The organism is Paenibacillus sp. YSY-4.3, assembly GCF_054767475.1.
Map to the genome: position 1 here is coordinate 800568 of NZ_BAABMC010000002.1, position 24221 is coordinate 824788.

The window sequence follows — 24221 nt, forward strand, 5'->3', positions numbered from 1 at the left end:
CAACAAGATTTAAAATTGTAAATATATTAGTTTATTTGTATTTTATGTAACATGGAAGATTCAAATCATCATCAAGTCTACAATTTTACTCTTAAAATGAGAAAAACCCACTCAAAGAGCGGGTTTTCAGTATATATATCCCTACATATTCCTATTGATTCCAATATTGCTGGGCAATTCTTTGTCCTTGATTAATTTTTGCCCACTGCTCAGCCTCAGTTAATTCATTACCGCCATCACAAGAAGCAAATCCGCATTGATGGGATAGCAGCAATCGATCCTTGTCAATAATACTCGAGGCTTCATCAAGCATTCTGATTACACGCTCTTCATCATCAAGCGTATTCGTTTTAGATGACAGCAAGCCAAGTACAATTTCTGTTTCCGGCTTATCCTTGAAGACTGCAAGCGCCTCAAGCGAACCTGCACGTTCATCATCCCATTCCAGGAAGAAACGGTCATATTTAAGCTGCTTCAGGAACAGATTAGCAATTTTCACATAGGAGCCGCCACCCATATTACGGGAATCATAGTTGCCACGGCAGTTGTGCGTCCACATTTTCAAACCTAAACTATGACCAAAATCAATCAATGTATTGTTAATGTCAATAAATTCAGTAGCAAGAGCTTGTACTTCCTCTTGATTGATATTTTCACCGGTATACGGAGAATTCGGGTTGTCATCCGCAAACAGTTCCCATAAGCAATCGTCAAATTGCAGAATTTTCCCTCCAGCAGCAGCAAACTCCTCAACAAATTCCTTATATGCCTTGACTAGGCCATTTTTAAGCTCATGTCTATTTTTATAAACCGCATCTGTGCCGCCAATATTATCCGACCATGACAACTCACCAAAAATATGGGATGGAGAAGGTACGCATAACTTCGTTTCACGGTCGCCAGCAAGAGCTTGGAACTTTTTGAATATTTCAATGAAATGATGGTTCTTTCCGCTCAATTCACCTGTAATGCGCAAACCGATATCTTTTCGTGTCTCATATTTCGAACTTCCATCAATGTCACGGAAAAAATATCCATGATCCGCAATATAGCGATCTATTCCTTGAAATCCCCAAACAAAATCTAGATGCCACATGGATTTGGAATATTCACCATCCGTTATAATCGACAAGTCTTGCTCAATTTGTTTTTCAATCACAGTCTGAATTGCCTCAGTTTCACACTGCTCATAGCCCTCAAAATCTTGATAAAATGGATAGCTGATGTCATCACGATGTTCTATTTGTGTTTTATATTTCAATAGCTCAGACGGTCGCAACAAACTACCTACTATTTGGAATCTACTGCTCATTCAAAAAACCTCCTCGGTCTATCTCGTGTGTAATGCCTTGATTGTAGCATTGAAGAGGGCCTTATAGGTAACACTCAAAAGTCATAACTAGTTATAGCTAAAAGCTATAACGGGAATGGCTACGAATTATGGAACAATTTCAAAAACAGTACCTTGGTTAACATCAGTTACTTTCATAGAGCTGTAAACCCCTAAATACAGTCTGGTTTGATCTAAATTCGTCCCCAAACTCACATAATAAGCGGATTGAGATCCAAAATTATAATCGGTTTCAATAACACTAAAATCATTTAGTTTACAATCCGCTCTTACCCTAGTATAAGCTAACACCCCTCTAACCGGAGGCCCAGCTCCTTCTTTCCGGGCAAGATCGGTAAACACAACACTACCTGTTAAATTGGGGATTTGATTCCCTATATATGACTGGACACCTGTAAGTGCAGTTCCTCCAAACTTATCAGGTCTGGGATCTTTATGAAAATAACTTATTAAAGGCTGAATACGCCTCACAGAAGTTTTTATGGCTTCATTGTAATAAGCAATTGTTTTCTCATCCAAAGTCGGATTTGCAGAGCACCCCTTTATAAACGAAGTAGGAAAAGCACCTTCCCACCCTCGCCAGCCAAAGTTAATAAATCCTTCTTGTTCAAGCTCAGAATTCATTGAAGAAGCTTGAATAAGCTGAGTAACCGGTATGGGTTTATAATGAACGAATGAAAATATCGATTCTACCAAATCCTGGCCCACACTTCCCACATATTTAATATACGAATTATAATACCTTTGAAATGAAATGCCTGTTATATTGCGAACCCCTTTGGCAATTACCGTAAGGGTTTCCTGAATAGATGCGGGAAGTTCATTAAAACGTGTGACTACAGGTGGATCATTGATAAATGTAGGCTTAACTACATCAATTTCTATGATTTTACCGGCTATCTCCATATCGTCCTGACTTAAATTAAATGGATCATACCCTGATCCTCCATCTCCGGTTGTTAGAATAAGCTTTCCTGTTTCAGGTGAAAAGTTTAAGCTATTGACACCGTTATGATTAAAAAATGGTCTTCTTAAATGAAGTAATGTCCGCCGTTTTCGAGGTTGACCATTCGATTGTAAAATCCATTCTTCAACGGTATCAACATGATCATATTGAGTTTCTCTGTTTACCCACCTTAAGTTTAAAGTTCCGGGATCACACGGATTAGGCTTAAAATGTTCAGAAAGAGCACCTGGACCTTGTGTTCCAGCTACTGAATAATGAAGATAAAACAAACCGTTATAATAAAATTCGGGATGAAACGCCAGCCCGATCAATCCCCGTTCATCATATCCACCACGAGAAACACCCGGTTCAGAAGTACCTAGCTTTATGACTCGCGGGCGAATATCCAAAAAAGTCCTTATATCTCCATTGCCTATGTAAAAGATCTCTCCTACCTGGGTTGCAATAAACAATCGTTCAACTGAATCACCCGGAAGTATAGCTGTTTTCATAACAGTGGGTAGATTTATCTTACTTACAATGGGCCGTAAACTCACCTTAACTTTCATCAACTAGCATCACACTCCTTCCCCTTAATTATTATTCTTGCACGGCCTTTTTTAATCTCGCTAAGAGCCGGAGACTAATTTCCGCCCATATCCCGCTATAAAGCAAGCAAAAAAGAATGACATACACGCTGATGTCAATCTGAAAGTTTATGGGGACCGTCGGTCCGAGTATTGGAAAACGAAAGGCATATACCACTAGTGCAATCCCCATCCATAACGCGACTGAGGAAAATAATATAACTTGAATCCGATTCTTTAAATGTGTAATGCCGAAGCCTAATGCTAATCCAAGCAATCCTGTAGTAAATGGGAAGACGATTAATTCGCTTGGTTGAATAAGAAGCAATAACAAGCAGCTAAGTGCATGGGCAGTAAGGCCTGAGCGTAACGAAATGAGCGTCGATAATACAATTGGGGCAGTAGAAAACGGGCTGATCAAGTATCCCGGTCCTGGCAAAAATCCTCCCGCCGATTGGAGTAATGCGGTAAGAGCGCTGAAAAACGCAATGATGATCCGAGTTTTCGTTTGATTTTCACGAGCCCGGGGTAATATTTTTTCGGACATTTGCGGTAACGGTTTTATCCAATAATTTAGGAGAAGTTCACGCATTGCTCTGAAGCCTCCCGCCTTCCTTTATATTGGGTACAGAAGAATAAATGGAAGCAAGATCGCCAGAATCAAAACGATGATATCGTGTTTAGCTATTTTCAGTTGAACATAACCCGTTCGCTCGCATCCGGGCTGATAACATCGGGACTCCATGGCCTCTGACAATCGTTCTGCCCGCCTTAAAATCATGAGGAGTAAGGGTGTCAAAAGTAAAAACATATCTTTCCCCCTCCCTGCTATATTCCATCTGCCGTTATGCAATCCACGAACTCTCTGTGCCTGCATGATTTGCATTGTATCCTCCAAAAGAAGCGGCATATAAATAACGGCTACAGTGAACATAAACACAAACGTTTCCGTATTTATCCCTAAGCGACGTACAGGGGTTAATAATTTACGAAGCCCCTCTAGTTGTTTTTCAGGCGGCGTTGTGGATAACATCAATGTGATCATCAGGAAAAAAGAAAGCACTTTTAAAGTCATTAGAGCTGCGGCTTCTATCCCATTTAGACTGGCTTGAACACTACCCAAGATGAACAGGACGACAATAATACCTCGCAGATTTTTCCATACCATAAGAAGATGAAGCCCGGAAAGCAGATAGAAGGATATGACGATAACCATACCTATTGAGCTCGTTATTAATGAGTTGGATAACATGAGGGTTACCAAATAACTGATAGCAAAACCATATTTTGAACGGGGGTCCAGCCGGTGAAGTAAGGAATCGCCTGCTACATACTGCAAGGAGGATAATGCGCCAAAGTTACTCATTGTCCATCTCCGAGATACGTAAAAGTCGTTCAGATACGTAGTTGAGGAGCTTGTTTTCCTGCACGATCTCTGAATCGATTAATTCAGGGAAAACGACTTCAAGTTCCTTACATAGACGCAGTAGTGGGGTTGGAAATAAAGGAAAGCCAGGATGATCAAGTACACTTTGGATTGCAGTTGCTTTCAAGTCATGGACTAATTCTCCGTGATGTAAAAGGATTAAACGATCTGCATGCTCCAATGCATCCTGAAGATCATGAGTAATGTAGACTATGGATATTCGGCGTGTTCGTTGAAGAAAGGTTAGTAAAGCATGGAACTTCATACGGGCTAACGGATCGAGTCCAACTGTCGGTTCGTCCAATATAAGAATATTGGGTTCTTTGATCAGTGCCCCTGCCAATGCAACAAGTCTTTGTTCTCCACCGCTAAGCTGAAAAGGGGATCGATCCTTGTAACGTTCAAAGTCCAGCCCTATTAATTCCATGGCTTCTTTCACTTTAGCCGTGATTTCATGCTCGCTATACTTCATCCTGCGAAGGCCAAAACCGATATCCAGAAATACCGTTTCTTCAAACATCTGGTGCTCCGGAAATTGGGATACATAAGCGATTTTGTTCCATAATTGAGAACGGCTTTTGCGGTTGTTGATCGGGATATTATCCACATACACAGTACCCTTATCCGGCTTCAGCAAACCCGCACTGAGCTGTCCTAATGTGGATTTTCCAGACCCGGATGAACCCATGATCGCAATAAATTGTCCGTCGGGGATGGACATAGTTATAGACTTAACCGCTCTATGCTCCATAGGCGTCCCTTTGGCATGCGTATAGCTTACATCGCAGAAATATATGCCCATATGGATTTAGCCAATTCCTTTTCCGATTTGCAGCCGCCTGACAGCTCTATACCTCTCCTATAAAGTGATTCTTTGAAGCGTACAACAAAAGGCGGTAGAGTATGAGCATCATGTAGAATCTCGGGCTGTTTCATTAAGGTCGGGACATCTCCCTCAAAAGTGAGTCTGCCTTTATTCAATACCAGTACCCGATCTGCCTTTAATATGTCTTCTGGATGATGCGTCACATGGATCACGGTGAATCCCTTTTGATGAAGATCAGACATTAGGCTGTGCAGATGGATGGTACTTTGTGGATCCAACATGGATGTGGCTTCATCGAAAACGATGATTTTGGGGTGCATGACAAGTATGCCCGCAATCGCAACCAACTGCTTCTGCCCTCCGGATAAGGTTCGAACGGGGCGGTTCCGAAACTCCTCCAGTTGCAGTAATTTCATAATACGATCTACTCTCGAAATGATCTCATCCCTTTGGAACATCAGGTTTTGCAAACCGAATGCAATATCTTCTTCAACAGTTATTCCCACCATCTGTTCATCAGGGTTTTGAAAAATAACCCCGACACACTTGCGAATCTTAAGTAGATTCGCCATTTTGATACTTTCACCAAGGACATACACTTTTCCCAAACTTGTTTTCAACAAGCCGTTCATTAATTTAATTAAAGTCGATTTTCCCGAACCGTTGCCTCCCACGATGGATACCCATTCACCCAGACTAATGCTAAATTTTATATCCTTGATGACCCATTCACTTTGCTCTGAATATCGAAATGAAACGTTCTCGAAGAGGACGGCTGGCGATTTGGAGGAATCGGTCATATCGTCACCCCATTTCCTACACTAAAAAAGAGAACATATATATACATTCACCATTTATATGATCGCAGGCTTGTTTGTTATGTTACATTAAAAAGAGCACCCTATTAGGTGCCCTCTTCCTTAACCTTCTATATATTGCGCATTGAATTGCTCAGCCACTTCTAGCATTTTCTGAAAAATAACCTCATGCGATACTGCTACATACAGGTCTCCCTCATAAAATCGGAATGGAACTGTCGCCTCTCCTAGCCGCCAAAGAAAAAAATCTCCCGGAATCTTCATTGTCGTATCAGCTGACCGAAAGGAATACTCCTGTGCATATACAAAGTCCGTTTGAGCTGCAAAATAGCTTTTACATTCATCAAGAGACATGACCTGATCAGGGTGATTACCGTCAGCATTTCTCGTAATTCGATACCTAGTATTCATCCAGTACCCCCACCATCTTTAATACGTTATCTTTATTCGCCGACTTGTGTTCCCAGATGCGAGGAGCAAGCAACTATCCACCCTTTTCCATGGTGCTTGCAAGTTGTTCAGCAAGTGCTACCGCGGCGGAATAGCCGGAGCTCCAGGCCCATTGCAGGTTATAGCCACCGCAATCCCCGTCCACATCCATCACCTCGCCGGCCAAATAGAGCCCAGGCACAAGCTTCGATTCTAGCGTTCCTTCTTTTAACTCTGTCGTATCGATGCCGCCGGCTGTCGTTTGAGCGTTCGGGAAACCATTGGTATCGGTCACGATGAAATCCCAATGCTTCATGAGGCGGCACAAGGCTTTCCTGGTTTTCCACGATAGATCCTGACACAGCATATTCTGGTCCTGATCGTCGATTCCCGCCTCTTTCAAGAGGACGGGGATCAACTTCTTGTTCAAAATACCAATCAGGGAAGCAGCCACCGTCCGGTGCCCGAACATTCCCCAATGCGTATCGAAAAAATCAACGACCTCTTCCTCTGTCCGGTCCGGCATCATGTCAAGCGATAAGGTCACCGTTTCTCCTCTTCCGAGTTGATATGCAGCCTTTCGGCTTAACTGGAGAATCGGCGGGCCGGAAGCGCCATAATTCGTAAACAGCACCTCTCCATACTCACTGCGAATGATTTCACCATTTACAATGATATGCCCCCATCCCTCGAATTTAACTCCGGAAAGATCCTTCAGATATGGGCTATCCAGCTTCAATTGAACAATCCCGGGTACAGGATCGATCAGAGTATGTCCCAGTCGTTGGGCAAGGGTGTAACCAGAGCCATCCGTTCCTGTCTTTGGAGCGGTAAGGCCGCCCGTACAGAGGAAAAGATAATCGCTGGTATATATAACCTCCCCTTCTTCCTCCGACTGGCACTGAATCGTGAACCGCGGATGTTCCTTCGATACGGTAACGTCCAATACTTTGGTTTTGAAGTATATCGGAACATTCCGATCCTCCAGAGCAATCCGGAAAACCTCTAACACCGATGCAGCCTGCAACGACATCGGGTACATTCGGCCATTCTCAATAGCGGTCAGCGGAAGGCCGAGTGTGTTAAAGAAATCAACAGTTTGCCGAACGCCGAATTGCTGCAGCACAGGCAGCGGAAATTCCGCTTGATTGCTATGATATTTGGTGAATAAGTTGGCCGCTTCGTCTGTACCCGTCGCCGTGGATTGGTTCGTAATGTTACAACGCCCATTGCCGGTCGTTAGGACCTTCTTGCCGACCCGGTCGTTGCTTTCAATGATCGCAGTATCGATCCCTCGGTCTCGCGCATTAACGGCGGCCATAAGACCTGAGGCGCCTGCACCGATAATGAACAGCTTGTGGTGCTTTGTAGATTTCGACTTATACATATGTGTTGAATTCATTCCTTTTTCTAATGGGTTCATCTGAAAATGTGTTTCCCTAACGCCATCGCGGCCGCATAACCGGAGCTCCAGGCCCATTGCAGGTTGTAACCCCCAAAGTCGCCGTCGACATCCATCACCTCACCGGTCAAATAGAGCCCCGGAACGAGCTTGGATTCCAGCGTATCTGCGACGAGTTCTTTCGTAGCGATGCCGCCGGCTGTCGCTTGTGCGTGCTCAAAGCTATGGGTTTCGGTCACTTTAAACTCCCAACACTTCAATAACTTATAGAAGACCTTTTTCGTTTTCCACGAGAGATCCTGGCAAAGCAAGTTCGGCTCTTGATCAATTTTTGCTTCCTTCAACAGGACGGAGACCAGTTTCTTGTGTAAAAAACCGACGAAGGATTCCGCGACCGTCCGGTGCGCGAACGTTCCCCAGTTCGTCTCCAGAAATTCGATAACCTCTTCCTCCGTGCGGTCCGGCATCAAATCGATGGATACCGTCACGGAATCTCCCTTCGCGAGATGAACAGCTGCCTTCCGCCCGAGCTGCAAAATCGCTGGTCCAGAGAAGCCGTAATCGGTGAAATGAATTTCGCCGGTTTCGCTGCGGGCGACTTTGCCGTTCACGAGGATGTCGGCTCGTCCTTGGAGTTTGATGCCGGATAGCGCCTTCTGATATGGATATTTCACCTTCAATTGCACAAGGGCCGGAACAGGCTTAACCAAGGAGTGCCCCATTCGCTGGGCAAGTGTATACCCGGACCCATCCGTCCCGGCATTCTGGCCGGTAAGACCGCCCGTACAAAGAAACAGATATTCGCTGGTATAAACAACCTGCTCCTCTGTTTCAGTTCGGCATGTCATCTTAAATCGTGGATGACCTGCCGATACAGTGACATCCAGCACTTTATTGTTAAGGTATACCGGAATGCTCCGCTCCTCCAGAGCAAGCTCGAAAATATCCACCACAGATGCAGCCTGCAGCGACATCGGGTACATTAAGCCCTCTTTCAATTTTGTAAACGGCAGCCCGAGCACATGAAAGTAATCAATGGTTTGACGGATGCCGAATTGCTGCAGCACAGGCAATGGAAATTCAGCCTGATTTCCGTAATACTTACGCGATAAGGCCACCGCTTCGTCGTCCGAACCCGTCGCAGTGGAATCGTTCGTAATATTGCAACGACCATCGCCTGTCATTGAGATTTTTTTCCCAATCCTGTCGTTACCCTCCAGAATGGCAGTATCAATACCCAAATCCCGCGCAGTAACGGCGGCCATGAGTCCTGATGCGCCTGCGCCGATAATAATCAACTTGTGGTGCAATAAAGCTTGATCATCGTGCATGGTTGGTCAATGCACCCCTTGTCCAATGGATTTATATATAGGAAATGTAATTTTTCCGAATGAAACTATGCTATATCAAATTATAACACAGGAGTGTGCACCGTATAATCCCGGTAGAGTATTCCTGACATTACGTCTCATTACAGTAATACCCCAAATATAGCAAAAACACCATCCTTAAGTGGATGGTGTTCATGATCGTTTTTTACAATGAACGATGTCTGTATTTAGCTCTAAAAATGCGCCAACAAAGCTTGATAAGATTAGGAACCGAATGTGCATTTTCGGCAAGATAAGAGAACGCAGTACGGTTTCCTCGCTTCGTATTACACTCGCTACATGAAGCAAGCAGATTGTGTGGAAGATCCGATCCGCCTTTGCTTGAGGGGATAATATGGTCCACTGTCGTGGCGGGACTTCCGCACCACAAACAAGTGTGATGATCCCGTTTTAGCGCAACCTTTCGATAGTCACGAAATAAGAATGGGTTATACAGTAATTGGATCGTCTCCTCATCAATCCAGACGGCACGCGAACGCTCGACTTCCCGCCAAGCTCGATGAGGCAAACACGGTGTTAGTTCTTGACCATCCATATTGAGTACCGATATCATTGTTCCCTCATTATGATTATGATTCATCTATTTCACTCCAACTGTACGAAATGCTTTGACTTATTATAAACAAAAACACCATCCTCATGCGGATGGTGTTCATGATGGTGGAGGCGAACCTTGGCTCAGAAAATCCACAATCCGCCGCCGCATGATGTCTAGGTTGTTTGGGAGATGGCATAATAGCACACTTAATGTTCTAGAACACGTTCATTGACTGCCATTTAATAGGTGGTTTCAACCTTGATCCCTTTTAACTTTCCTGCATAATATCTTTTCGCAATAAAATGCTTTTTCTGCCGGTAATCACGATATTTTCTTTTGCAAGATCATTCAAAACAACAGTAACAGATTCACGTGTAGCACCAATCATGTTGGCTAATTCTTGATGCGTAAGGGGCATATCGATTTTTACCATTCCATCTTCTGCAGCAATACCGAATTTATCGGCTAGCTTGATTAGCAAAAAGAGAACTTGAGCCTTTAAATTACCAAGCGCGATAATCTCAAGCAGCTCCTCCTGTTCATGAAGCCTATTGCTCAATAATTGTAGTAATTTTATTGCCAGCATTGGTCTTTGCAGTAAAAAATTTTCGAATTGATTTTTCGTTAAAGAGCATATAAGCGTTTCTTCTATCGTTTCAATGTAAACTCCTTTCGTACCGAGAGATATAAAATGAACTTCCCCAAACATATTCCCTGAACCTAATATCCCCACCGTAAACTGTTTTCCTTCATCATTTAACTTATAGAGTCTTACTTTTCCTTCCTTAACGATGAACAATCCTTCAACTACCATATCAGGCCGCTGAATAATTGTGTTCTTAGGAAGTTTGTTAAAATGCGTCATGGGAGCCATCTGGTCAAGTTGTTTTAAATCCTCGGTTGAAAGTGACTCGAAAAGGCTAATGCGCGATAAATACCACAATTTATCCATGCTGATCCTCAAGTAACCAATCTAGAATCTTGGGGTTAAAATAATACAGCTTGCGTTCATCCAACACGATAAAGGGGGTTGCGAACCCCCCCAATCCCATCATCTCTTTAAAATGTTGTTTACTATAAGTAACATCAACCAATTCATACGGAGTGTTTTTACGTTTCAAATAACTTATTGCTTCTTTGCAAGAAGGACAATCCGAGGTAACATAAATCCGAATCTTAGCTTTCAAATGGTGCAGCTCCCTATTACAAAGTAATAATTTGCCAACCATTAGTAACTAACGTTGCAATATTAGTATGTCCTTCTGTGTCAATATCTTTGGAGAAGGAGACATCGGCTTGTTTAACAGTCTCAGTTACGTTAAAAGAACTTGCGCAGTGTCCACAAGCTTCAATAACACCAAGCTTTTTTACTGCCTTAAAGAGTGGATTAACCATATGGCTTGGATCTTCCAATTTACTAATCCATAGCACGCCTTGACCGTCAAAAATCAATTTAACTTCATGACCCGCTTCGTGCAGCTCTTGTGTATAAACCAAGGAATGGATGGCTCTACCGATTTCATTCTCTGTTGCATGTAAAAATATAGCTACTTTACTCATCTTTTGATTCCCTCCAAAGTTTAAATTTATTATTTCCGGAATTAGGGTGATCATACATACAATGATCCCTTTTGTTTTGGCTTTAGATTCATGTTACCGGAGAAAAGAAAAATGTTCTGTAAGGTACATTACCAAAGAATATTAAATGGGTAACATATTGGTAGTATATGGGAAATTCAATCCTTGTTAAGGCCAAACTAAAAGACATGAATCCGGTAAAGTACCGAACTCATGCCCAACTAGTCGCCGTTATCAGACTTATTTTAGTCATGCCTTCACCTTGCAAATCCCTTCAACTTACCTCCGATCCAATCTCAATACCCTCGTGAATATTGCGTGCTTTCCTTGAGATTGGCGATATCGTGGCCCGTTGGATTTTGGAAGGCACGAAGCCCAAATGTCGGCGCAACCGCAAAAATGTGGTCAAAGATATCCGCCTGAACCGATTCATACACTCCCCAGTTGGTATCATTACTGAAAGCGTAGATTTCCAATGGCAGTCCGTTATCTCCTGGCGCTAACTGTCTGACAATCAGCGTCATTTCCTGGTGAATTTTCGGATGGTTCCGCAGATATTGATGGATGTATTCTCTGAATACGCCCACATTCGTAAGCTGTCTACCGTTCACTTTGCTTTCCGTATTAATCTGGTGTTCTAGATTGTATGCGTTAATTTCATCTAATCTTGTCGTGACATAATCGGTAAGGAGGTGAATCTTCTGGAACTCCTCAATCATTTCCTCAGTGCAAAAGCCGATGCTGCTCGTATCGATATGGAAGCTTCGCTTAATCCTGCGGCCACCGGACACTTGCATGCCTCTCCAATTTCTGAACGAGTCCGAGATGAGGGCGTAGCTAGGAATCATCGTAATCGTCTTGTCGAAATTCCTAACCTTTACCGTGTTTAACGTAATGTCGATCACATCGCCGTCCGCATTATATTTAGGCATTTCAATCCAGTCACCGACACGCACCATATCATTCGATGATAATTGAACGCCTGCCACCAGGCCTAATATGGAATCCTTGAAGATGAGCATCAGAACAGCCGATAGAGCACCAAGGCCACTGAGAATGATTAAGGGATTCTGACCGATAAGATTCGAGATCACCACAATGCCGCCAACGATGAATAGAACGATTTTCGCCACCTGAATGTATCCCTTAATCGGTCTGATCTTAGAGACTTCATACGAGCGATAAATCGCATCAAAAGCATTGAGCAGTGCATTAAACACCGCCATGGCTACAATAATCATGTACGTTAATGCGGCCTTTTCAATCAAAGCTTGATAGGGAGGAAAGATGGACGCAGAATAATAGATGATAATGGCTGGCACGAGATGCGACAGCTTATGGAACACTTTTTTCTCCAAAATGATATTATCCCACGTATACCGATTGTTATGGACGATATGAATAATCGTCTTCAACACGATTTTTTTGGAAATGAAATTGGCTAGTATAGAGACCACAGCTATAAAAACGACCATGATCATATTCGAAAGATATCCAATCATCTGTTCGCTCATGCCATATCCGTCTAGTTGATTCTTGATAAATTCCATCGTTTCCTCCTAACGCAGTATAGATAGTTTAGATTAGCCTATTATTATAAATTAGATTTTAGTGCTAAGCAAAGTTCAAGATAAGACATTACGGGATTGATTTGGGAGGTACTTGGCAAGACTCTAGGAAAAATCAAAAAAAGACCACCTTCAACGGCGGTCTTTCTGATGCTACATATGGAGGCGAGGGGAGTCGAACCCCTGTCCGAAGGCAACGCCACACGGGGCAGCTTGCTAGAATCTCGCTCCATTATTCATACTGATTCGTATCATACAGCTTGTGATCGGTTCCAGATTGAACGAATGAGGTACAGGTTTCTTTAAAGCGATGGGACTCTCAAAAAAACCGCAAGCCCTGGGGAGAACTCCCAGACGATTGCGGTTTCTTTCATACTAGTGGCAACTTCAGCTATCTTAAATTAATAGTGGCCTTGTCCTTATCTTCTTCGAGCTTAAGAATCAAACTATCTTCTGATGTAGCTACTGTGTCAGGAACTTCCATTACAACAAATCCGGTTTTTGAAGATAGCGGCTTAATACTCTCTTTGCTAAGATCTTTATCTATCATAGTGATCGTATATCGATACTCATATTTGTCCTGGAATATCGCCTTCATATCGACTCCGCCAATCATTGACGTAAAGTTGTCTGCTTGCGTTCCTTCATTAGTAACCGTATAATTTAAAATTAAAAACTTATTGCCCTCGTCCGCACTTGAAGAAAAGTATTCATCACTGACTTTTTGATTGAATTCAAAAGAGTCCAGTACAACTTCCCAATCGCCCAATTTGAACTTGTCACCTACTTTGTAAGCAACCTCTTTCGGCTCTTCAGGCTCCTTAGTCGGTTCTGCTGCAACAGCGTCACCCGTTTGCTCATTATTTGCATTCTCAGCAGTGCCTTGATCCTTTACAGAAGTATTAGTATTCTGCGTTCCTGTTGATGTAGACGCAGCACCTCCACATGCAGTAACCAATAATAACAGTGCTAAAAATATAATTCCCAAACTAGTCTTTCTCAAAACTCTCTCCCCCTTTTTCTACATATTACCACATATTACGAGCCTTATGGTTCTTAGGTTCCCTTTTTTTCAATATTTCGCCTTTCTTTTGTCCTAAATTTGTTAGTCACTACATTAACTTAATTTTTCCACTTCCTATTTCACCAAAAATGTAGAGTTGCTAACGCTACCGTAGAAAGGAATGTGTCACGTAACTTTTGATTTATATGAGAATACAAAAAAACGACCCATTAAGGTCGCTTTTTCTCATGCTACATATGGAGGCGAACTTAAACTTTTAAAAACCCTGTCAGTTGGATACATTCATTATAAGTAGGTTAGTTTAAAATACTAAAGTAGAATAGAAGGCACTTTAAGAACTGTCCCTAATTGCAGTATGCAAATCAATTTAAAATGATGATTGTAGAACAAAATGCTTTATTCCAGATTACGTGAATAAACCTCTTTAATACAAAAGTCGTCATTAATTTTGATAATAATTATTACAATCAACTTCAAAATTAAATAATAATCTGTTTCGTACTGTTTCTCATCATTACTTTTAGTACCGTGCAAATACCTATTTCAAAGATCAAGACCATTAGTGAATTTTGCCTTATTTAAGTAAAAGTCAAAATAATCTTGTTCGTTTCTAGAGAATAAGATACTTTCAAAAGAGACATACCCCTGATTTGCTAAATCATCAATTGTGTTTTTGATATCATCTGGATAGTGCCAATAACTTAATACATCCTTAAAATAAAGCTCTTTTAGAGCATAGACTTTTTTAATGTCAGTAAACTCTTTATAATCACTATCATTTTCACGGATTAAATCATTGTCAAATAACCATTTCATTCTCTGTATTTGATATTCCTGAAATTTGCTTCTTGATACTTTCTCTTTAATTATCAAATCCAAGAAATTTTGATATTTTTCACCTTTATTAGGCAAGTAAAATATTCTGCTCTGGTCAGAAAACAAGAGGTATGATGCTGTTTCGCACCACTCACTTGAAGAGTATACATACTTTTTCTCATTTAATGACTTAATATTCTTGTTCTTCACACTAGATGACGACATCTGGATTAATTCCTGGTCTATTTCACCATCTTCGATTAGTACGTTAAATTGCCTGAATATCCTGTAAATTTCAGGAAGAATAGTCCTGCATTTTTCAAAATACGAGGCATCTTCAGATGGCATCTTTACTATGAAATCATTAATTTCAAATTCTTCTTTAACATAAATGTGAAAAAACCACTCCACCAAATCTTCTAACCTTAATGCTAACCATGTTCTTATCGCTATTTAGTAAGACTACTTCGTCTTGGTATATCGGATATGATATTGAAACTCCTGATTCAACCCCTGCTCCAGTACTGAAAATTTTTTCTTCCTCTTTCTTAAGTTTTCTTTTTGCAAGTAATTTAGTTTTATCAGGAATATTAATGCCTTTACCTGGTGGGAAATTTACAACTTTCCTCAAATCACTTATATTATCATGTGGCGAGTCAATATATTCATCAATTAAATTAAGTATTTCTTTATCCGTTAATGAAGACTACAAAAACAATAGACTCTCTTTTAGATACTTCGAAATTATAGTCTCAGCATTACTAGAGTTACTTAGTATAGCTTCTTTAACTACAGCATCAAAATACTCTGTTAGTTTCCTAAATTTTAGAACTATATATATATGTACATATTCTTTTCCAAGTAGTTCTTTAAATTCATCTTCTGAAATCAGTTTATAAATGGAATTTCCAAAAAGTCTTGGTGTCCATAAAATCAATATCATCATATAATGAAACAAAATTACTTTTATTCTTACCAATAAACAGACCAACTTTTTGTTTTAGTCTTTTCTCATATACCTTAATATCGATACCAGTCTGCTCAACAATGTAATTTGCAAATCGTTTAATATCCAAGTACTTTAAAATATTATGAAAATCTATTAGATCATTAATGGACCAATCAATTTCAATTGCACATCCATTAATCTTTTCAATTATCTTATCAATTTCCCAACCATATGCCATATCATATTCCGAATAAAATTTTACATAGCTCATTTTATTCTTCTTCGTAGACATAATAATTGTTATAAATATCCAACAAATATATTTGAAATTTCTATAAAATTATCCGTCAAAGAATTTTAACGATTAAGTTGACTGAAGAAATCCGCTTGACTTCGGTTATGTTCTCTTCTAGCATTCTCCTGTTTATGTTTTCGTAATAACAAATTTTGTAAAATTGTTTCAGTCTCAATCTTTGTTAATAATTCTTCGGGAGCAAATTCAATTACTTTATCTGTATCGGATGCATACCTACAATATACATGTGAATTCGTTACTTTAAATACTATCAGCCTTTTTGGCTTCATTGATTGTGATTCAGTTTTTATAATTACGATATCACCTCGTTCAAACTTTGTAACATTTTCATTTGTCGGATTTAATAACTCATTATAAAGTTTCTTTAGAACGACCTGTCTTTTAAACAAAGTAACAACAAGTATTAGTATAACAAGTAAACCTGCACTCGAAAAAATAATAACGCTTAACTTTACTCTCACTTCAATGCTTGATGCGTTTTTTACATTTGAAGCTAGTATAGCCAACAGACCAATAACACCTGCACTAATTATGGCTTTGGTCCAATCCTTCAATAAATCCCATATACTTTCTTTAAATAACCGCCATACCTTTCTCAATCTACTCTTCTCCCAATTAATAATATTTTGTGATTTTTCAAAAAAGATTGCTCACTACTTTATTCTGACGAGTATATATTACTTCTGCTTCACTGCATCTATGTTTAATTATTCCTGATGGATCATTCAATACCAACTTGCTTATCGCCTCGATATCATCAGACTTATCATGCCATTTTGCAATAAACGTATACGATTACTCTGTTGGAGGGTATTTCTTGCCTACGATCCTCATGCTCAATTTATTGAGCATTGGATTTAACTCTTCACCTTTTGTCACATTAAAAATTTATTTGTTTATTCAGATTTGTAGGATATAAAGTACTCCTATACTCAATAAGCACCATTGCAAATTTAGGTGTAACAGGAATAACAGCATCCGGACTATTTATTGATATAGTGACCGTCAAAAATCCTTACCTACTACTATGTCTCTATTCTTTAAGAGCCAGATTTTCCCCCGAGTTAAGTAAAAAAACTAATAACAATCTTTCAGGCATATCTTCATTTTCATCTAGTATAAACTCCTCAAAACTTTTCAAATGACTAGAAGGTATATATTGGGATTTTTCGCCTTTGATACACGTGTTGTTACTTTGGACATTACACTCTGTGCCTTTTTCCCTGTATAGGTAAGTTCAAGGAATTTTTTTAGCCCATAATATTGATTGCTTCGATCATATAAATATGTATTTATATCGTTATAAGTAATTGCATCCAGCGGTACTTCTTCATCTATAAATGTATTGAAAAATTTAAGGACTTTGGGAGTATAAAACTCAGCATTTTCAATCTCTGTCCGAGTTTAGAGATCAGTTCATTTACTGCATTCATTTCGCGATACATCAGTATCCTCCCCAAAAAATTGAATAATTAAAATACAACTTATACCTATTTTACTATATACCACTTTCCGATTTCCATATAATTGAAATTAATTTCCTGATTTTTGTCTCATTCGATTCTCTTGTTCTGGATAACCCAAAATACAGTCAAACTTCTTTTTATCTTCCTTACTTTGAAATATATAAATATTCTCATAACCAATCAGAAAAAGGAAAGAATCCGATAGAGTAATTGGAAGATGATGAATATTCCATGAAAGAAGGCAATGTTTGCATAGTATGACCGCTAGGGAGTATTTAACATATAAAGACTTATATTAATAAAAACAGACACCTTTATGGTGTCCATTTTTGTACATGTATGGAAGTAAGGGATAACGACGCATATACTTCTACGAGTGTAGTCAATGTTCTATGTTAACCTATCATTTCAAAGCAAAAGTTATCTGATAAGTTGTAGTTCGTTGAATAACTGCTTTTTTGTCATGTACTCAAAGCCGTAATGTTTTATTTGAACCTCACTTAAAACATTTATTTCTTCATTATTACTAAACATTTTTCTCCACGATTTCATATAATCATATAAAGCTTCTGAGAGATCCATATTATATCTCGTCTTAAAAACTAAAGAACGTAAAATGTTAAGTTCAGGAAACGGATTTTGTTCAAGAATAATATCCAATTTCTTATTTTCTTTAGCTTTTTGATAATCTTCATCATAGACTTCACCAGTTGTTAAATCATAAACAACGGAATCGTAATTTAAAAACACAGTTTTAGTTAAATTTTCTACGTTGGGATTTTCTATTACACCATTTTTAAAAGCCCACGTTGAATTAATACTCCAAATGTCAAAACCCACCGGGTAAATATTTATTTTATACCCACCATATCTATTACGAGTATAAGGAACATTAAAAAAGTATTGGTCAAGTTCGTCATTTCTAGTACAAACTACAATGTCAAAATCACGAGGCATTGTACTAAACTGATTTTCATAATAACTTCTTATGGCACCACCAAACAAAAGAAGGTTCCCTTCTTCTAACAACCTAAATACTACATTTTTTGCAAGAGGAAAGTTTTTAATTGTATTGTAAAACTGATCCCTTAATTCAAAGTTTTTAGGATACACAGCTTTCTAGACCTCCTTACAATAGCTTTAAGCCAGAAAGACGCTGATACAGATCAACCGCATAAGAGTCTGTCATACCCGATATAAAATCAGTGATAAGTAATAGCCTATCATACAAACTTAAATCTTGTATAGTCCTCGTCGGCTTACCAGATGCATCCAACTTTTGAACATACCTAAAGTTCTCAGATATAAGATGGAATAGCTTATTTTCTTTTTTCTTAGCTCCCTCCTCCGTATTAACCAAAATTATTGCATCTACAAACATATCCAACAAACCTGAAAGCACACTCTCTCCAACTAGCTCCAGTTGCAGCACTTCCTTGCTCGAATAACAATATTTACGCGCTATTTCGTCTAACTTATCTTTAATATCGGATGCTGTTGAAATTTTTAACAATTCTTTATCAATTTGCCCACTTATGATTAATTCATAATTATTAATAAAAGCCTCAGAACATGCTTTAAACATTTCACCTTGTGCCCACACCCTGAAATTTTGTGCATTGACAAGATCAATATCAGGAACATTATTTTCCCTTGCTTTCATGCGTAGAGATTCTAAATAGTCAAAACCCACCTTGTATTTCTCATACAAAGCGACTTTTACATCTTCATAAACAATTTCCCAAGGAACAATACCTTTTTTAACACCATCTTCTACATCAGCCGCAGAGTATGCTATGTCATCAGCCGATTCCATCAGATAGGTAAGGGGGTGTCTATATTTTGCAATCCCTACTTTTAGTTTTATGTCCTCAAAAATGTTTTGTTCAGAACTAAAATACCCAAATTTCGAGTAACTTTTCAATTCACTGTCCTTATTTTTTTCTAATGAGTTTCGTGGATATTTAAGAAGAACAGCTAAAGTAGCATATGTAAAGTTAATACCATATTGGTCATTTAAAAATTGTAACCTAGTGAGAATTCTAAGAGCTTGGGCATTTCCCTCAAAGTTAATAAAGTCATTTTTTTGCTGATCATTTAAGAGAGCCCTTTGATTTTTACGAAAATATTCTTTATCTAATCTATTAAACTCGTCACTTGAAAACCACTTACTAAACCACTTTTGAATAACATCCTCACCAAAATGACCGAATGGTGGGTTTCCAATATCATGTACTAAACAGGTTACTGAAAGTATTGATGCAATCTTTCTAGGGAAGTCATCAATATCAACTTGACCACCCTCAACTAATTTTTGTCCAATGTCATAACCAAACGATCTTCCAAGAGATGAAACCTCTAGAGAGTGTGTTAATCTGGTACGAATAAAGTCGTTCTCTTGAAGTGGGAACACTTGTGCTTTATCTTGCAGTCTTCTTAGGGATGAGGAGTTGATTACACGGTCATAATCTTTTTCAAATTCATTTCGATGGTCTTTAGCGGCCTTAGAATCTCTTCTCCTGTTCTCATTCAACAATAAAGACCAATCCATCACAAAATTTTCCACTCTTCTTCCTCTTTTCTTTATTTAATATAACAACTGACACACCCTTACCCTGAATACTAATACGAAATTCAGCCGACAACTCCAATAACCCCTTCAAGATATTGGAATATGATAAGCCTATATTCCCATAACATGAACTCACTGTCAAAAGATTTATCGGCTGTTTCGTATTCATTTTGAACTAGAGTTCAGTTACTATATGCTTCTCATACAGAACCCCATCCGCATTCACAAATCACACCATAAGATATATCTACTTCGTCTCTCTCATCACCTGCACCTGGGACATAAACTTGCTGACGAACTGAAATTTCTGAATCTCAGCATCCAGCAGTCCTATCAACGTTTAAATATCATATTTCACAGATGCAATGAATTCTTCTGGCACATCGGCCGTATACAGTCCTGCCGATAACTATGGTGTTGTTAGGCCGAAACCTGCCGTCAGGATGGCCTCTGATGACTTTGCGGTTCACCATCTCGGATATATGTATTTGCTTGTCCAATGCGTGGACGGCAGATCTGCCCCTGCAACTCGTGAAGTTGTAGCTGTGGCTCTTGTCAAACTTAAGGGCTATGACGCTAATCGTCCACCTGACCAAAGCACCATTGAAGCCATGTTTAAAGACTACGCTGGCATATCCGAATCTGCGAAGAGCTATGTTACATTGGCAGTAGAGAACGGACTTGTCTCTGGTTTTCAGGATGAGAAATTCCGTCCGCAGGCAACAGTCACCCGTGCAGAAACAACCGTTATGCTCTGGCGTGCTTATCAGTACGGTAATGACAACAAGGAAAAAACTACACCGAGTTCATCATCACCAACAAACTGTATCTGCTGGGCCGAAGCTCCAAAAGGTACGCTTATGACAATGATTTCGTCTTTGACATCACGTCCAATGTGAAGTTGGCAACTTACATTTTACGTGATGATGTGGATGGTAACTTGGGATACAGCAGTAAAAGCAGAACGATGGCCTTTATCAATGTACCTGGCGCTAACACGGTCTACTATGGCTACGATGTTGCATGGAAATTCAACCCTTCCATCTTTGCAGGAGGATAAGGAAACGAAGCGGAACTTATAGGTGATTACTCCCAAGGAACAGGCATTGACTTCTTCGGTAAAAGTGATGCCATTGTCAACGACAATGCAGTTTTTCATCTTCGATACTGGCAACAATACGTTGTCCAAAATCAGTCTCTTCCCTCGCAAAGTGGAGATGGTCGTTACTCTGAATAGTTCTCGCTATGACAGCTTCACAAACCATAGCGGCAAATTCTATCTAACCGCAGGAGTAACGATATATGAGCTGACTACAGACGGAAAGCTCAGCAACAGTCCAGTGGGACAAGATTAGATGGCATATTTACGGAGTTGATTGCCGCAACAGAGAAGGTTATCTGAATGAGGTGCAACGATTGTTGAATGAAGGAGCTTCGCCGAATATCCCGGCCGATTATGGTATAGGTGCAAATGAAATTGCTGTAGGCAACTTACCACTGGCTGTGATGACTTGGTACCGATGGTGAAGATGTTGCTGGAAGCGGGGGCCGACCCTAGACTTTCCGGCCATGCAGGATGCTATCGAGAAGGGCGATCTGAAGGTTGTAGAGTTGCTTGCCCAATACGGTGCGGATTTAAATAGCGGTCTGGAATCGGCGAGGATGTTCAATCAGGTTGATATAGTACGTCTACTACTAGATTATAGTGCTTACCCGAATAAAGGTGTAACGCTGGCTAGAACGACTTACAATGCAGATATGCTGAAACTATCTGAAGAAACCAAGGCTAGACAGTAGACCAAGTCATGAGACGCATCCTGAGAACTATAAGATGGGGAACGGCGTAGGGTGCGGATACATTTACGAGAATGAACAACAATACAGCGGAGGGGATACAGTTGTTCTTTCCACTGTTTGCAGTTTTATAGATCTTTGCCGCGAAGTTGTATTTGAATAAGTGAAAATTCATAATGTTGGTTACAAAATCGCGGCTATAATGGCATATAAGTGCATCAGGAAGATTAGAGCATTCTACTAAATTAACACCCAATACAGTTAGTGACAGTCCAATAATGTAGGATAAGATCGGTCGTTGCTTGCATCAAAAGATTATCACAAATTCAGTAGTTAGAATGGCAAATCATCATCAGTAATATTAATTTTAACGCCACCTAAACGAGTTTGAATATTATCAAGTACAATTTTTTGCTTGTATGGATCTAATCCTACCAATAATTGATAAAAATCTTTTACATGCTGAACTTCAATATCACATCTTTTATTATATGCATAGCTTCCTTTAATGAAACACCTGATAAGCTGAGAGTTATCTTGTATAAATGTTTCAAGTGAACTACTACGAATTAGAGTCCCTAATTTATTAAGTATAATGTCTATATCATTTATTGGCTCATATTTATCATTATAGTAAGAAATGTGACCAACTAGTGCATCAGCAAATTTCTTATATGTATCCTTCTCCTTTTCCGAGAAATCAATCTCGCTTATCACTCCTTCAGAAATAGCTTGGGAGATATCGTTAAATGAAGCATAACGTTCGTATGGTTCCAATTTAGTCATCTTATCTAAAATATGATTAAACTTAAACCTCCCTACCTCTCCTTTATCTCTAAGGATGTTCTGAAACAGTTTCCCAATAAAATAAATCTCAGATTGATGATTATATATACCTTCTAACTGAGTCTCGTTAGGCCATTGAGTCACTGGCCAATTAAGAAAGACGCTCTCCCCTCCAGTCTCTTCAAAATCCAATTTTTTACCGAACCCAAAATCTATAATTTTTACATTTTGATTCTTATCTATTAGTATATTTGCAGGACGGATATCTCTGTGTAATATTTTCTTTTCTTCTAAATATTCAAAAGCATATATAACTTCTTTAAAAATATATTCCCATTTATCCCCAAAAAATGGCTCGAATTCATGTATAGCCGTGCCTTCCACATACTCCATTTGTAAATAACCTGTCTTTGCTTCGGGATACAAGTAATAATTGAAAACCCTGACAATATTATTGTGGGATATATTGAATAGAATTTTGATCTCGTCTACAAAACGTCTATAGGTATCATCTGAGTTATTACTATCCTTAGGAGCATATTTTTTAAATGCAAACAACATATCCGTTGTCTCATCCTTAAAAAGATGAGCATCCCCAGTTCCTCCAGCCCCTAATGGAGAAAGATATCTGAAGTTCTTCATGCTATCAAATTTCACAAGTTCTCCTGGCACCAACATAGTAATCCCCCTTATATCAATTAATTTGAAAAATATGGTCTCACAAGTTAATTGAGGTTGTCAATGCAGGATTATTTTATGTACTCCCCAAGATACGCTGTCTCGTCTCCGCCTGTAGCGAACGGAAGAAGACAAGCAGTCTGACCTGAAGGGAAACCAGTTGCGGGGCATCGCTCGGGTGACATCAAAACTGCTACATACAGAAGCACCGCATGTACATCATCTGAAATATGTCGTATTCGACGTCAGAGTAGCCCGAAGCCCTAGAGCCGAAGCAGTTTGCCCCACCCCATCGAGTACGAGCAAGCAAAAACGGACACCTTTTTGGTGTCCGTCACTGGTACTACATATGGAGGCGAGGGGAGTCGAACCCCTGTCCGAAGGCAACGCCACATAAGCTTCTACGGGTGTAGTGACAGTTTTGATGTCACCCTAGAGACTCCCCGTCACCGGATTCCCTTCGGGTCAGCCTGTTTGTCTTCTTCAGCTAGCCGCAGGCGGAGACTAGACAGCGTATCCCACTAAAGTTGGGCCCTCATCCCGGTACATGGGCGATACAGAGCGAGAGCACGTCTGCAGGTTATTAAGCTGCTAGAGCGTAGTTTGTTTGTTGTTTGCCGTTTAATTGGCTTTAGCGTTGATAAAGCGGACGCGTCCCCACTACCCGCTACCCATGCTCGATCTACCCCCGTCGAATCCAAAAACGCCCCCGAAATAAGATAAGCGGTCTTCAACGATCCGCCCGCCTTAAACGGCGATTCGAATGGGTCGGCTGCTAAGCCGGTTCATTCCGAGCATAAGTGCTGTTTGCACTTAGTATTGCAAAGTCAAATTCAGCGAATATCGCTTCAATCTGACTAACATCATTATACCACTTTCACCACGCTTCATGTCTGGTGATTTAATGGCAGGTAGACCATAATTGTAGCAACCCGAACAACGAAATGCAAGTTTTCAGCC

The 24221-nt window shown here is 39.9% G+C and carries 25 protein-coding genes and 1 other RNA gene; 3 read left to right on the forward strand and 23 right to left on the reverse strand.

Going from position 1 to position 24221, the window contains the following annotated elements:
- Positions 1-151: 151 nt before the first annotated feature.
- The 21 genes from ACYUJT_RS10260 to ACYUJT_RS10360 form a co-directional block, all read right to left on the reverse strand.
- Entirely contained in the window at positions 152-1312 is a 1161-nt protein-coding gene (locus tag ACYUJT_RS10260) for a cobalamin-independent methionine synthase II family protein (protein WP_460321345.1), read from the reverse strand.
- A 126-nt stretch (positions 1313-1438) separates the two neighbouring features.
- Positions 1439-2869, reverse strand: coding sequence for a PQQ-dependent sugar dehydrogenase (locus ACYUJT_RS10265; protein ID WP_460321347.1), 1431 nt, complete (start codon positions 2867-2869; stop codon positions 1439-1441).
- Between the two features lie 28 nt (positions 2870-2897).
- Complete coding sequence (locus tag ACYUJT_RS10270; protein WP_460321349.1) at positions 2898-3476, reverse strand: hypothetical protein; 579 nt, start codon at positions 3474-3476, stop codon at positions 2898-2900.
- A gap of 24 nt (positions 3477-3500) precedes the next feature.
- Positions 3501-4250, reverse strand: a complete 750-nt coding sequence (locus ACYUJT_RS10275) for an energy-coupling factor transporter transmembrane component T family protein (protein ID WP_460321351.1) — start codon at positions 4248-4250, stop codon at positions 3501-3503.
- Entirely contained in the window at positions 4243-5061 is an 819-nt protein-coding gene (locus tag ACYUJT_RS10280) for an ATP-binding cassette domain-containing protein (RefSeq protein WP_460321354.1), read from the reverse strand. Before ACYUJT_RS10280 ends, ACYUJT_RS10275 begins: the two co-directional genes overlap by 8 nt.
- Before the next feature lie 26 nt (positions 5062-5087).
- Positions 5088-5936, reverse strand: coding sequence for an ATP-binding cassette domain-containing protein (locus ACYUJT_RS10285; protein ID WP_460321356.1), 849 nt, complete (start codon positions 5934-5936; stop codon positions 5088-5090).
- A gap of 120 nt (positions 5937-6056) precedes the next feature.
- On the reverse strand, positions 6057-6365 hold the full coding sequence (locus tag ACYUJT_RS10290; protein WP_460321358.1) for a hypothetical protein: 309 nt from the start codon (positions 6363-6365) through the stop codon (positions 6057-6059).
- 73 nt (positions 6366-6438) lie between these two features.
- Complete coding sequence (locus ACYUJT_RS10295; protein WP_460321360.1) at positions 6439-7770, reverse strand: BaiN/RdsA family NAD(P)/FAD-dependent oxidoreductase; 1332 nt, start codon at positions 7768-7770, stop codon at positions 6439-6441.
- 32 nt (positions 7771-7802) lie between these two features.
- Positions 7803-9116, reverse strand: a complete 1314-nt coding sequence (locus ACYUJT_RS10300; protein ID WP_460321363.1) for a BaiN/RdsA family NAD(P)/FAD-dependent oxidoreductase — start codon at positions 9114-9116, stop codon at positions 7803-7805.
- Between the two features lie 205 nt (positions 9117-9321).
- Complete coding sequence (locus ACYUJT_RS10305) at positions 9322-9756, reverse strand: HNH endonuclease (protein WP_460321365.1); 435 nt, start codon at positions 9754-9756, stop codon at positions 9322-9324.
- A 226-nt stretch (positions 9757-9982) separates the two neighbouring features.
- Positions 9983-10666 (reverse strand): Crp/Fnr family transcriptional regulator, encoded by a 684-nt coding sequence (locus ACYUJT_RS10310; RefSeq protein ID WP_460321367.1) that lies wholly within the window; start codon positions 10664-10666, stop codon positions 9983-9985.
- The gene (locus ACYUJT_RS10315; protein ID WP_460321369.1) at positions 10659-10901 is read right to left on the reverse strand and encodes a glutaredoxin family protein; all 243 of its coding nucleotides are present in this window, start codon (positions 10899-10901) and stop codon (positions 10659-10661) included. Before ACYUJT_RS10315 ends, ACYUJT_RS10310 begins: the two co-directional genes overlap by 8 nt.
- Positions 10902-10917: 16 nt before the next feature.
- Entirely contained in the window at positions 10918-11274 is a 357-nt protein-coding gene (locus ACYUJT_RS10320; protein WP_460321371.1) for a DsrE family protein, read from the reverse strand.
- Positions 11275-11588: 314 nt separating this feature from the next.
- Positions 11589-12842 carry a mechanosensitive ion channel family protein gene (locus ACYUJT_RS10325; RefSeq protein WP_460321373.1) on the reverse strand — a complete coding sequence of 418 codons (1254 nt, stop codon included), beginning with the start codon at positions 12840-12842 and terminating at the stop codon, positions 11589-11591.
- A 409-nt stretch (positions 12843-13251) separates the two neighbouring features.
- Positions 13252-13863, reverse strand: a complete 612-nt coding sequence (locus ACYUJT_RS10330) for a DUF4352 domain-containing protein (RefSeq protein WP_460321376.1) — start codon at positions 13861-13863, stop codon at positions 13252-13254.
- A 564-nt stretch (positions 13864-14427) separates the two neighbouring features.
- A complete protein-coding gene (locus tag ACYUJT_RS10335) occupies positions 14428-15114 on the reverse strand; it encodes a hypothetical protein (protein WP_460321379.1) in 687 nt (228 codons plus the stop codon).
- Entirely contained in the window at positions 15083-15331 is a 249-nt protein-coding gene (locus ACYUJT_RS10340) for a hypothetical protein (protein WP_460321382.1), read from the reverse strand. Before ACYUJT_RS10340 ends, ACYUJT_RS10335 begins: the two co-directional genes overlap by 32 nt.
- Positions 15332-15593: 262 nt before the next feature.
- Entirely contained in the window at positions 15594-15887 is a 294-nt protein-coding gene (locus tag ACYUJT_RS10345) for a hypothetical protein (protein WP_460321385.1), read from the reverse strand.
- A 119-nt stretch (positions 15888-16006) separates the two neighbouring features.
- Entirely contained in the window at positions 16007-16564 is a 558-nt protein-coding gene (locus ACYUJT_RS10350; RefSeq protein ID WP_460321388.1) for a hypothetical protein, read from the reverse strand.
- A gap of 1287 nt (positions 16565-17851) precedes the next feature.
- Entirely contained in the window at positions 17852-18544 is a 693-nt protein-coding gene (locus ACYUJT_RS10355; RefSeq protein ID WP_460321391.1) for a hypothetical protein, read from the reverse strand.
- A gap of 16 nt (positions 18545-18560) precedes the next feature.
- The gene (locus ACYUJT_RS10360; RefSeq protein ID WP_460321394.1) at positions 18561-19997 is read right to left on the reverse strand and encodes a deoxyguanosinetriphosphate triphosphohydrolase; all 1437 of its coding nucleotides are present in this window, start codon (positions 19995-19997) and stop codon (positions 18561-18563) included.
- 449 nt (positions 19998-20446) lie between these two features.
- Here ACYUJT_RS10360 and ACYUJT_RS10365 point away from each other — a divergent pair, with 449 nt between their 5' ends.
- The 3 genes from ACYUJT_RS10365 to ACYUJT_RS10375 all read left to right on the forward strand — a co-directional run bounded on the left by ACYUJT_RS10365 (position 20447) and on the right by ACYUJT_RS10375 (position 21800).
- Positions 20447-20902 (forward strand): S-layer homology domain-containing protein, encoded by a 456-nt coding sequence (locus tag ACYUJT_RS10365; RefSeq protein WP_460321396.1) that lies wholly within the window; start codon positions 20447-20449, stop codon positions 20900-20902.
- Positions 20903-21085: 183 nt separating this feature from the next.
- Complete coding sequence (locus tag ACYUJT_RS10370) at positions 21086-21358, forward strand: hypothetical protein (protein WP_460321398.1); 273 nt, start codon at positions 21086-21088, stop codon at positions 21356-21358.
- 214 nt (positions 21359-21572) lie between these two features.
- Entirely contained in the window at positions 21573-21800 is a 228-nt protein-coding gene (locus ACYUJT_RS10375) for a hypothetical protein (protein WP_460321401.1), read from the forward strand.
- Positions 21801-22130: 330 nt separating this feature from the next.
- Here the strand turns inward: ACYUJT_RS10375 and ACYUJT_RS10380 are convergent, their stop codons facing one another.
- Positions 22131-23261, reverse strand: coding sequence for a protein kinase family protein (locus ACYUJT_RS10380; RefSeq protein WP_460321404.1), 1131 nt, complete (start codon positions 23259-23261; stop codon positions 22131-22133).
- 347 nt (positions 23262-23608) lie between these two features.
- Positions 23609-23972, reverse strand: a transfer-messenger RNA (tmRNA) gene (gene ssrA / locus ACYUJT_RS10385).
- Between the last annotated feature and the right edge of the window lie 249 nt (positions 23973-24221).

Excerpts from the sequence above, each read along its gene's own strand:
- ACYUJT_RS10325 (WP_460321373.1), bottom strand. The coding sequence starts at position 12,842 with ATGGAATTTATCAAGAATCAACTAGACGGATATGGCATGAGCGAACAG.
- ACYUJT_RS10275 (WP_460321351.1), bottom strand. The coding sequence starts at position 4,250 with ATGAGTAACTTTGGCGCATTATCCTCCTTGCAGTATGTAGCAGGCGAT.
- ACYUJT_RS10320 (WP_460321371.1), bottom strand. The coding sequence starts at position 11,274 with ATGAGTAAAGTAGCTATATTTTTACATGCAACAGAGAATGAAATCGGT.
- ACYUJT_RS10310 (WP_460321367.1), bottom strand. The coding sequence starts at position 10,666 with ATGGATAAATTGTGGTATTTATCGCGCATTAGCCTTTTCGAGTCACTT.
- ACYUJT_RS10285 (WP_460321356.1), bottom strand. The coding sequence starts at position 5,936 with ATGACCGATTCCTCCAAATCGCCAGCCGTCCTCTTCGAGAACGTTTCA.
- ACYUJT_RS10365 (WP_460321396.1), top strand. The coding sequence starts at position 20,447 with ATGGCCTCTGATGACTTTGCGGTTCACCATCTCGGATATATGTATTTG.
- ACYUJT_RS10270 (WP_460321349.1), bottom strand. The coding sequence starts at position 3,476 with ATGCGTGAACTTCTCCTAAATTATTGGATAAAACCGTTACCGCAAATG.
- ACYUJT_RS10260 (WP_460321345.1), bottom strand. The coding sequence starts at position 1,312 with ATGAGCAGTAGATTCCAAATAGTAGGTAGTTTGTTGCGACCGTCTGAG.
- ACYUJT_RS10300 (WP_460321363.1), bottom strand. The coding sequence starts at position 9,116 with ATGCACGATGATCAAGCTTTATTGCACCACAAGTTGATTATTATCGGC.
- ACYUJT_RS10280 (WP_460321354.1), bottom strand. The coding sequence starts at position 5,061 with ATGGAGCATAGAGCGGTTAAGTCTATAACTATGTCCATCCCCGACGGA.
- ACYUJT_RS10305 (WP_460321365.1), bottom strand. The coding sequence starts at position 9,756 with ATGAATCATAATCATAATGAGGGAACAATGATATCGGTACTCAATATG.
- ACYUJT_RS10295 (WP_460321360.1), bottom strand. The coding sequence starts at position 7,770 with ATGTATAAGTCGAAATCTACAAAGCACCACAAGCTGTTCATTATCGGT.
- ACYUJT_RS10375 (WP_460321401.1), top strand. The coding sequence starts at position 21,573 with ATGCAGGATGCTATCGAGAAGGGCGATCTGAAGGTTGTAGAGTTGCTT.
- ACYUJT_RS10345 (WP_460321385.1), bottom strand. The coding sequence starts at position 15,887 with ATGGCATATGGTTGGGAAATTGATAAGATAATTGAAAAGATTAATGGA.
- ACYUJT_RS10380 (WP_460321404.1), bottom strand. The coding sequence starts at position 23,261 with ATGTTGGTGCCAGGAGAACTTGTGAAATTTGATAGCATGAAGAACTTC.
- ACYUJT_RS10290 (WP_460321358.1), bottom strand. The coding sequence starts at position 6,365 with ATGAATACTAGGTATCGAATTACGAGAAATGCTGACGGTAATCACCCT.